Source organism: Bradyrhizobium sp. SZCCHNR1043 (genome assembly GCF_032489675.1).
GTDB lineage: Bacteria > Pseudomonadota > Alphaproteobacteria > Rhizobiales > Xanthobacteraceae > Bradyrhizobium.
In genome coordinates, this window is sequence record NZ_JAUEYN010000021.1 from 83,445 (window position 1) to 93,772 (window position 10,328).

The 10,328-nt window shown below is 64.2% G+C and carries 6 protein-coding genes and 2 pseudogenes; 6 read left to right on the forward strand and 2 right to left on the reverse strand.

Annotated features, from left to right (window positions below; all coding sequences use genetic code 11):
• Positions 1-140 precede the first annotated feature (140 nt).
• The 3 genes from QX039_RS30850 (at position 141) to QX039_RS30860 (ending at position 6,776) form a co-directional block, all read left to right on the forward strand.
• A complete protein-coding gene (locus QX039_RS30850) occupies positions 141-4,448 on the forward strand; it encodes a strawberry notch-like NTP hydrolase domain-containing protein (protein WP_315773819.1) in 4,308 nt (1,435 codons plus the stop codon).
• Positions 4,448-5,500, forward strand: a complete 1,053-nt coding sequence (locus QX039_RS30855; protein ID WP_315773821.1) for a toprim domain-containing protein — start codon at positions 4,448-4,450, stop codon at positions 5,498-5,500. The genes QX039_RS30850 and QX039_RS30855 overlap by 1 nt, the downstream gene beginning before the upstream one ends.
• Positions 5,501-5,840: 340 nt before the next feature.
• Positions 5,841-6,776 (forward strand): DUF2493 domain-containing protein, encoded by a 936-nt coding sequence (locus tag QX039_RS30860; protein WP_315773823.1) that lies wholly within the window; start codon positions 5,841-5,843, stop codon positions 6,774-6,776.
• Positions 6,777-7,142: 366 nt separating this feature from the next.
• On the opposite strand, the pseudogene QX039_RS30865 reads toward QX039_RS30860, so the two are convergent.
• Positions 7,143-7,265, reverse strand: a pseudogene (locus tag QX039_RS30865) (DUF736 family protein); the annotation flags it as partial.
• 429 nt (positions 7,266-7,694) lie between these two features.
• Between QX039_RS30865 and QX039_RS30870 the strand changes: the two are divergent.
• On the forward strand, positions 7,695-8,015 hold the full coding sequence (locus QX039_RS30870) for a DUF736 domain-containing protein (protein ID WP_315773825.1): 321 nt from the start codon (positions 7,695-7,697) through the stop codon (positions 8,013-8,015).
• Positions 8,016-8,216: 201 nt separating this feature from the next.
• Here QX039_RS30870 and QX039_RS30875 read toward each other — a convergent pair whose 3' ends face one another.
• Positions 8,217-8,678 (reverse strand): ABC transporter substrate-binding protein, encoded by a 462-nt coding sequence (locus QX039_RS30875; RefSeq protein ID WP_315773834.1) that lies wholly within the window; start codon positions 8,676-8,678, stop codon positions 8,217-8,219.
• 86 nt (positions 8,679-8,764) lie between these two features.
• On the opposite strand from QX039_RS30875, the pseudogene QX039_RS30880 reads away from it, so the two are divergent.
• Both QX039_RS30880 and QX039_RS30885 read left to right on the forward strand, forming a co-directional pair.
• Positions 8,765-9,220 (forward strand): annotated as a pseudogene (locus tag QX039_RS30880) (MarR family winged helix-turn-helix transcriptional regulator); the annotation flags it as partial.
• Positions 9,221-9,624: 404 nt separating this feature from the next.
• The gene (locus QX039_RS30885; RefSeq protein WP_315773827.1) at positions 9,625-10,059 is read left to right on the forward strand and encodes a VOC family protein; all 435 of its coding nucleotides are present in this window, start codon (positions 9,625-9,627) and stop codon (positions 10,057-10,059) included.
• Positions 10,060-10,328: the final 269 nt, after the last annotated feature.

The following is a 10,328-nucleotide window of genomic DNA, read 5'->3' on the forward strand; positions in this document are numbered from 1 at the left end:
GGGCTTTTTTCATGGAGGTCACTGTCTCGTCGAGCAGCTCGAGAGTGAGAGAGGCGGAGCAGAGCGATTGAGTCCGCCGGACCAGAGAGAGCGTTCGGCGGAGCTCTTCCTTGTTCCGCTCTCCTTGAAGGTTCCTCGACATGATCACCGAGACGAACTGTCCGACTGCGCCCTTCGCGCTGCTTGCGCGCGCCAAGGCCGTCCTTCGTGCAGCCGAGCTGCTGCTGCAAAGTCTTACCCGTGGCGAGCGGATCGATGCCAGGTGCCTGCGCCTGGCCATGCAGACCGCATTTAGCGCCAGTGACGCCGATGGAAGCTGGGACTGGAAGACGGCCTACGACGCCTGTGAGGTCGCCTCTGTGCTGTTCCTCGTCAAGCACGGTCCAGCGATGATCAAGGCCAGCAAAGGCACTCCCCCGGCCATGCTGCCGATGGTCGCAAAGGTCGCGGCCCTACTGCCGAGCCACACCAGGCGCTCGCTCGAGAGCCAGAGTCTTCAGCAGTTCTCGACCCCGCTGCCTTTGGCGTTCGCTGCGGCCGCGGCGGCGCAAGTGACGTCGGCCGATCGGGTGCTCGAGCCATCGGCGGGGACAGGAATCCTGGCCGTCTTTGCGGAGCTTGCTGGCGGCTCGCTTCTGCTCAATGAGCTCGCTGCAAGTCGCGCAGCCTTGCTCGATCTGGTGTTCGCGGGTCTGACCGTGACCCGCTTCGACGCCGCGCAGATCGATGATCATCTCGATGCGGCCTTCGTTCCGAGCGTGGTTCTGATGAATCCCCCGTTCTCGGCGACCGCGAGTGTGGACCGTCCGCTGGCCGATACGGCGTTGCGCCATGTGTCTTCGGCCCTCGCACGGCTTGGAGACGGTGGGCGACTGGTCGCAATCACGGCCGCCGGCCTTGCGCCCGACAATCCGACCTGGACGGATGCCTTCGTGCATCTGCAGGAGCGCGGTCGTCTGGTGTTCTCCGCGGCGATCGATGGCACCGTCTATGCGCGGCAGGGCACGACGACCGCCACACGGATGCTCGTGATCGACAAGCGCCCAGCGCCGGACGCTCGTGTGTTTCCGCAATCTGCCGGGGTGGCACCTGATGTCAGGACGTTGCTCGGCTGGATCACGGCGCTCGTGCCACCGCGGCTGCCGATGGCCAGCCGGTTTGTCGCTCAGGTAGGTCAGCGTGCAAAAATTCGTTCGAGACGGGATCTGGATCCCGCATGCTCCTCTCCATTGCCGACGTCCAGTGAGCCTGAGGGCTGCGAGCTTGCCTACGACATCGTGGATGAGGCCTCCGACGAAGGAACTCGCCTGACTGACGCGCTCTATGAGACGTATCAGTTGCAGTCGATCCGGATTCCGGGCGTGCAGCCTCATCCCACGAAGCTTGTGCAGTCGGCGGCGATGGCCTCCGTCGCACCGCCAAAGCCGTCCTATCGGCCGCATCTTCCGGCCAGGATCGTCACCGAAGGCGTGCTGTCCGGCGCGCAGCTCGAGAGTCTCATCTTTGCCGGCGAAGCGCATGGTGGACTCCTCGCCGGCTTTTGGACGGTCGACGAGACCTTCGACCAGGCCCGTGCGGTCGGCGAGGACACGGAGACGGCAGTCCGCTTCCGACGCGGCTGGTTCCTCGGTGATGGCACGGGCGCCGGAAAAGGCCGCCAGGTCGCCGGCATCCTGCTCGACAATTGGCTGAAGGGCCGGCGCCGGGCGGTCTGGATCAGCAGGTCCGACAAGCTGATCGAGGACGCGCAGCGCGACTGGGCAGCGCTCGGCATGGAGCGGCTTCAGGTCACGCCGCTGTCGCGCTTCCGCCAGGGGGCGCCGATCCGGCTCGATGAGGCCATCCTTTTCACGACCTACGCCACGCTGCGGACCGACGAGAAGGCCGAGAAGCTTTCCCGCGTGCGCCAGATCGTCGACTGGGTGGGACGGAATTTCGATGGCGTGATCATCTTCGACGAGAGCCATGCGATGCAGAACGCCGCAGGCCACAAGGGCGATCGGGGCGATCAGGCGGCTTCACAGCAGGGCCGCGCCGGATTGCGGTTGCAGCACGCGCTGCCCAATGCCCGCATCGTCTACGTTTCGGCGACAGGCGCGACCACCGTTCACAATCTGGCCTATGCCCAGAGGCTGGGACTGTGGGGCGGCGCGGATTTCCCGTTTGCGACGCGGGCGGACTTCGTGGCGGCTATCGAGGACGGCGGCGTCGCGGCCATGGAGGTGATGGCGCGCGATCTCAAGGCCCTCGGGCTTTATGCGGCGCGCTCGCTGTCCTTCGAGGGCGTCGAATACGAGCCGCTCGAGCACCGGCTCACGGACGAGCAGGTCAGGATCTATGACGCCTATGCCGAGGCGTTCGCGGTCATTCACAACAACCTCGAGGCCGCGATGCAGGCGACCAACATCACCGGCGCAACCGGCACGCTCAACGCCCAGGCCAAATCGGCCGCGCGCTCGGCCTTTGAGTCGGCCAAGCAGCGCTTCTTCGGGCACCTCCTGACTTCGATGAAGACGCCGACGCTGATTCAGGCGATCAAGCGCGATCTCGATGCTGGCCACGCCGCGGTCGTCCAGATCGTCTCCACAGGTGAAGCCCTGATGGAGCGCCGGCTGGCCGAGATCCCGACCGAGGAATGGGGCGACGTCCAGGTCGACATCACGCCGCGCGAATATGTCCTCGATTATCTCGCCCATTCCTTCCCGGTCCAGCTCTACGAGCCGTTCACCGATGGCGAGGGCAATCTGTTGTCGCGTCCGGTCACTCGCGATGGCCGGCCGGTCGAGAGCCGCGAAGCGGTCGCTCGCCGCGATCAGATGATCGAACATCTCGCTTCGCTCGCCCCGGTGCCGGGTGCGCTCGACCAGATCGTTCAGCGCTTCAGCACGGACATGGTCGCTGAGGTCACGGGCAGGTCGAGACGGATCGTCCGCGTCCGCGATCGGATGGTGGTCGAGACGAGGGCGACCTCTGCCAACCTCGCTGAGGCCGCAGCGTTCATGGATGATAGGAAGCGCATCCTGGTGTTCTCGGATGCTGGCGGCACAGGCCGCAGCTACCACGCCGAGCTCTCGGCGACGAACAAGCGGTTGCGGGTGCATTATCTACTGGAGCCAGGCTGGAAGGCGGATGCCGCGATCCAGGGGCTTGGCCGGACCAATCGCACCAACCAGGCGCAGCCACCGCTCTTTCGCCCTATCGCCACCGACGTGAAAGCCGAGAAGCGCTTCCTGTCGACGATCGCGCGCCGGCTCGACACGTTGGGCGCGATCACCCGTGGCCAGCGCCAGACCGGCGGACAGGGACTGTTCCGGCCGGAGGACAATCTCGAAGGCCCGCACGCCCGCGATGCCCTGCGTCAGTTCTATGGGCTGCTCGCCCGTGGGCAATTGGGGAGCTGCTCGCTGCAGCGGTTCGAGCAGGCCACGGGATTGAAGCTCACGGACGAGAACGGCCTTCGCGACCAGCTGCCGCCGATCACGACATTCCTGAACCGGCTGCTGGCGCTGACCATCGAGCTGCAGAACATCCTGTTCACGGTGTTCGAGCAGTTGCTCGCGGCGCGGATCGAGGCCGCGATCGCATCCGGGACTTTCGATGCCGGTCTGGAGACGCTGCGTGCAGAAAGCTTCGTCGTCATGGAGCGGCGCACCATCAACACCCATCTGGCAACAGGTGCCGAGACGCATCTCGTCACCATCGCCCAGCGTGACCGCAACCGGCCGATGCCGCTGAACGAGGCCTTGGAGCGGCTGCTGCAACGCCGCGCTGTTCCCGTGACCCATGTCCGCTCGGGGCGAGCGGCGATCCAGGTGCCGGCGCCGAGCTGGTTGCTCGACGATGGCGAGATCGAGCAGCGCGTCCATCTGATCGGACCGATGCGACGCCAGACTCTACCGCTCGCCAGGCTGGCCGAGCATGATTGGGCCGAGGCAGACCGCGAGCAGTTCAAGGCCGGCTGGAGTGCGGAGCTCGCATCCATTCCGGAGTTCACGACCACCACGATCTACCTCGTCACAGGGCTTCTGCTGCCGATCTGGAAGCGCCTCCCTCAGGAGTCCGCGCGGGTCTACCGGCTCCAGACCGATGCGGGCGAGCGCATCATCGGCCGCAAGGTGCCACTCAGTTGGGTCACCGCAGCGTCGACCGAGCGACCTTCGCTCGCTCCCGATGACGCGTTCACATCCGTGCTGCGTGACGGCTATGTACTCGATCTTCATGAGGGCTTGCAGCTGCGGAGGGTGCGCGTCATGGGCGCCAACCGGATCGAGCTCTTGGGCTTCCCTGCGGGCTTACGGGATTGTCTCAGGGCCTACGGGCTGTTCAGCGAGATCATCTCGTGGAGGCTGCGGATGTTCGTGCCCACCGATGCAGGCGGCCCGGCGATCCTAGCCAGCGTTCTGGAGCGGTTTCCAATTGCTGAGGTCCGCGGGCGGGAGCTGTCGTGATGTCAGACGACGCGTCTGAACTGGCGCGCCGCCTTGCGCGTGAGGCCGAGGCGGTGTGCCGTCGCTATCTGTCCAACGGCAGACGTCAGGGACGCTATTGGTTGGTCGGTGATGTCAACAACACGCCGGGCCGATCATTGTTCGTGCGATTGCACGCCTCGTCGAAGGGGCCGGCCGGCAAATGGACGGATGCTGCGACCGGGGAGCATGGCGATCTGCTCGACGTCATCGGCTCGGTTTGTGGCCTGAGCAGCTTTCACGAGGTTGCCGGGGAGGCGCGCCGTTTTCTGAAGCTGCCGGACTGGGAACGCAAGCCTCCAGTCGGTGCTGTGAATGCCGTGCACCCCCGCGACTCCGCCAGAGCGGCTCGCCGGCTGTTTGCGATGGGGCAGCCGCTGTCTGGAACGCGCGGCGAGGCCTATCTTGCTCATCGCGGTATCGACCCGCGCGCAGGCACTGATGGTCTACGTTTTCATCCACGTTGCTACTATCGGCCGGACGATGCCACCGATGTCGAGACGTGGCCCGCGCTGATTGCCGCTGTGACGGACCTCGAGGGGCGCATCACCGGGGTTCACCGCACCTGGCTGGATCCCGATGGCTTCGACGATCGCAGGCTTGGCAAGGCGCCAATCGACACGCCGCGCCGGGCGATGGGCGATCTGCTTGGGCATGCCGTGCGCTTCGGGACCGCCAAGGACGTGCTTGTGGCCGGTGAGGGCATCGAGACCGTGCTGTCGTTGCGGACGGTGCTGCCGACCTTGCCGGTTGCTGCTGCGCTCTCGGCCAACCATCTGGCGAATCTGCTGTGGCCGGCCACGCTGCGCCGGATCTATGTCGCTGTCGATGCTGATGCTGCTGGTATCGCCGCGGCAGAGACGTTGACGACACGCGCGCTGGACGCCGGTATCAAGGCGATCGCATTATGCCCTCGCCTGGACGACTTCAACGAAGACCTACGCGTTTTAGGGACAGCCAAGCTCCTGGACGTCTTGCGTCATCAGCTGCTGCCCGAAGATGCCGAGCGCTTCGTGAGCGCGGCTGCGACCTAAACGTCGGCTCGACGCTGGAGAGTCGTTCGGCGCTCGCCGCACACCGTCGGGACAAGAGGATCTCGTCAGGGCGTCAGAGAGCCGCGCCGGGGCCTTCTGAGAGGCGATCGGACGGCAGGCGGTCCGGTCCGGCAATGGCGGTGCGTGGCTATTTTCCGCCGGCCCGCAGGCGGGCCTTTGCATCGCGAGGCAAAATAGCCGCGCACACCGCCATCCTCCGCTGTCGCTCCGGCCCGCTGCTCGAAGGGATCAGCGGGTTCTGGTCCGGTCCTCCCGCCGTCTTGGAGATCGCCATGGAAGGCCGCGATCGACGCGGTCACCGAACATAGACGAGGTCCCCATGTCCGACCAGCAAGACGAGATGCGTGAGACGCACGATACGCAGTCGAGCACCGACAACGCCCTGACCGAACTCCAGCTGTACGGCTACCGCCCCTTCGACGATGAGCCTGATCCTCGGCCGCTCCCTGAAGGCAGGGTCATCGCCGGCGCGGTCGCCGATATCTTCGACGCCCTGGTCGCGACGCTCTCGGAGACGCGCCTCGAGCCTGAGCTGAAGGAGCTCTTGTGGTCAACGGTCAACCTGTTCCACCGTGCCACGATGCGCATCGAGCGCGAGCTCGACGACAACGAGCAGGCGCAGCGCTCGAGTCAGCGCGAGCAGAACGGCTCGGAGGTGCGCTCGGTCGAGCTCGAGCGCCTGACGTCGGAAGGACTGTCACTGGTCGAGCGTCGCAACGCCATGGAGCTGTTCCGCGATCTGGCCGCCGAGGCCTTCGAGCTCCATACGCGATCGCCGTGGCGGCCGCGCTCCGGATCGCAGGTCAGCCATCGCACGCTGACGGCGGCCATGATCGACTCCCGCGATTTCCTTGCTGCCAAGCATCGGGCTGAGACGGAGGTCATGCTGCCGCCAGGCCCCAAGATCGTGCTGACCGGCGGACCGGACTTCAATGACGTCGCACTCATCTGGGATCGTCTCGACAAGGTCCATGCCAAGCATCCCGACATGGTCCTCCTGCATGGCGGCTCGCCGAAGGGGGCCGAGCTGATCGCCAGCAAATGGGCATCGAACCGCAAGGTGCCGCAGATCGCGTTCAAGCCCGATTGGACAAGACACAATAAGGCCGCCCCCTTCAAGCGCAATGACGCCATGCTGGCGACGCTGCCGATCGGCGCCATGGTCTTCCCGGGCTCCGGGATCCAAGGCAATCTCGCTGACAAGGCTCGCCGCCTCGGCATTCCCGTCTGGACCTTCGGGCAAGGCGGCGCGTGAGCGCCGTCAACTCTGCAGGTCCTTTGCCTTGCTAAACGGCCCGCGCCGATATCCCAAGCGACTCTCTGCACTCGTCATCGAGATGCATGTCTGCTTGAATCGCGTTGCACGCGGTGGCGCGGGAGCGGCCGTGGTGATGCGCTGACCGCGCGACGATACCTGCAATCGGCAGCAATTGCTTCTCGTCACGGCCTCTCGGACTGGTCTTGCTTGTCGGCCTTTACGGCGTGGTGCGAGCGCGGCCTGGTCGGAACATCCCTGGTTCGGGCTGCCGCCTTGCACCGGTTTTTCGTCTACGAACTGTCCCTGCCAGTCTCGCTGCAAGACGTGACCACGATCGGCCCCCTCTGTTCAGCGTGGTCGGGATCACAGGAGCGTAGAGCTCTCGCTGCCCTCGTCCTCGAACAGGTTGGTGTAGATCGGGGCGTTGAAGGAAGGATCGTCGAGTTTGAGCGAGAGATAGTCGCGTCCCTGCTCGAACCGGCTGGACCCCCCTTTCGGATTTCCACTGTCCCAGGCCTTTCGCCGGGCGTGACGGACGTTTGGCAGCCAGGGGCACACATCGGCACACGCTTTTCTTCTTGGTGGCTTCTGATCTTTCGCCTGATCATCCCGATCTCTTGTGCAGCCTCAGTGCACCATGTCTCTCCCGTGAGCAGATCAGGCAGTGACGCACCTTGCCTCGTGATGGCTTGATCTGGCCGAAGGCCGGCTGGGCCTCGATCGCCTGAGCGCAACGCCGCCGGCCAACTTTCTTCCCCTGGACGGAACGTCCATTCCTCGCGGGACAAGAAAGTTGGCCGACGCCGTCCTCCGCTGCCGCTTCAGCCCTTCGGGTGCGCCGTCGCTCGCCGTTCGTCCGATATGCGCCATCGAGGCCGCGGTGGTCGCGGCCCGAACCAGCCAAGGAGAGACAACATGGCTTCCATCGGTTCCTTCAAGAAGGTCGGCGACGATTTCCAGGGCGAGATCATCACCCTGAGCCTCAAGGCCAAGGGTGTACGCATCGTCCCCGAAGCCAACCGCTCCAACGAGAACGCGCCCAGCCACCGCGTCTATGCCGGACGGGTCGAGATCGGCGCCGCCTGGGCACGTCGCTCCGAGGAGGGACGCGACTATCTCTCGCTCAAGCTCGACGATCCTTCCTTCAACGCCCCGATCTACGCCAACCTGTTCGAGGACGAGGGCAGCGAGGGCTACACGCTCCTGTGGTCGCGGCCGCGCAAGACCGCAGAGTGAGCCGATCGCGCTCCGTCCGGATCTACCGGGCGGGGCGCATCGCAGTCGGCCGGCCGTTCCGACTGCGCGGACTGCTCCTCGCCGGCCTGACCTTTGGGAGCAGGCGAGACGTCATTGCGCCAGCGAGCAGTTGCCGTCGGCCAGAGGGCGAAATGCGCGACCGGCCGGGATCGTAGAAGCCACCTTGTAGTAATCAAATGGCTATTTCGATTGCTCCGACTTCTTGACCTCGACCAGATACATGTCGTGCACGACCCGGCCGTCGACGCGCACGGTCGTCTTGCCAAACAGCGGATCATCAAAGGTGCAGGCGTCGCGCATTGCCGCGACGACAGCCGCGGCGCCTTTGGCGCTGCCGACCTTCTCGACGGCCCGCAGATTGGCCAGCGTGGCGGAATAGGTGCCGACCTGACTCATCGAGGGCACTTTGCCGTTGCTGCGCCTGGCGAACCGCTCAGCGAAGGCTCGAGTCTTGTCGTTCAGATCCCAGGAATAGGCGGTGGTCAGCATGAGCCCGTTCGTCGCCTTCAGGCCGAGCGCATGGATGTCGCTGATGAAGAGCAGCAGGCCGACCAGCTTCTGTCCGCCGGCGACGATGCCGAACTCGCCGGCCGTCTTGATCGCGTTGATCGTATCGGTGCCGCCATTGGCGAGGCCGATGATCTCCGCCTCCGAAGCTGGTCGAGGCCTTCACACGCTCGATCCCGCTGGGCCGCATCGGCCGGCCGGATGATCTGCCCGGCGCCATTCTGTTCTTCGCCAGTGACGACGCGGCCAATATGTTGCATAAATCGGGGGCCCGGGCCGTGCAGGAGGAGGGCTAACGACCCAGCAATGGGCGGTGCTGGGCGCGCTGTCCCCGCCCCAAGGCACAGAGCGGAATGAGCGTCGGCGACCTTGCCGAGTACCTCGGGGTCAGCCGGCGAGAACCTCGCGGGACTCGTCGGCCGTATGGAGCGCGACGGACACGTGACGATCGCTCAGGACGAGCGCGACCGAGATCAAGGCTCGTCATGATGACGGATACTGGTCGCCATGTCTGGTAGACGCTCGCGCTACCGAAGATCCATACCTACTATGATCACGTGCTGGCGGATATTTCCGTCAACGACACGGTGCACGCTCTGCGTTATCTGCTGAAGATTCTTGAAAACATGAAAGAGCTCGATGAGGGCGACAATCAACCCGAAGACGAACAGACCTGAGGCAACAAAGATCGAACCGCTGCACTATCCTTTAGCCGAGCCTGTCGGAGACAGATGCAGAGAACAAAATCGAGAAGCCTCGCTAAAGGCGCGGAACCTCTGAGCTGAGCTGCTAGTAATCGTTCGGCTGAATCGCCGCTCTCAACTAGCTCCTGCTCGCTGGCGTCCGCCGAGGAATGGATCGATCAGTTGACGGAATCGTCTTCCCCTCGGCGGAGCCTCGTGCGACGATCTTCAGAGCGATCGAGCGCCAGATGAGAAAATCTCCCGACGTCGCGTTCGTGTCCTTGCGTACCGGATCTCGCTGCTGACCGACGCCGCCAAGGAAGCGATCGTCAATGCGGCTCGCGAATGCTAAGAACATGCGAGTGATCAGCGCTGCACCCAGGGAGCCTCGCGGAGGAATGGAAACATCGAAGAACAGATTGCCTGCCGGAGGATTCGCCCGGCTGGTCCCCGAGTTGGACGTGTTTGATTTGCAGCGGAGCGAGGCGTTCTGGTGCAGAATACTCGGTTTTCAAATCGCATATCAGCGACCGGCGAACCGCTTCATGTACATAGAGTTGCAGGGCTCTCAGCTCATGCTACAACAGCGAAACGGCAATTGGGAGACAGGGAATCTTGAGCGTCCGTTGGGACGCGGGATTAACTTCCAAATGTTCGTCAACTCGGTCGCTCCCCTCGTCGAAGCCCTGAGGGGAGCGAATTGGCCATTTTTCAGAGATTGTCACGATGCTTGGTACGAGATTGCGGGCGAAGAGCGGGGCAACAGGCAATTTCTGGTGCAAGACCCTGATGGTTACCTCCTCCGTTTCGCAGAAGATCTAGGCAGACGGTGATCGGTCTGACAACGTCTCTCGCGTACTGCGCGATCATGCAATTTCATTGCAGGAACCGTGCCGAGAGCCCACAGGCGATGCTGTCTTCGGGTCAAAGCCGGCCTTGGGGCGGTCCTACGGCCCACTTCTGATTGTAGCCCGAAAACAGACGGTCTGCGAGGGCTACCGTTAGGTCCGAGATGGGCCGATTTCGTTGAAAAAGTCAGCAGTTGCGACGCAGAGATATCGGTGATTCAGTCTGTCTAGTGGGCAGGACTGAAGGTCATGAT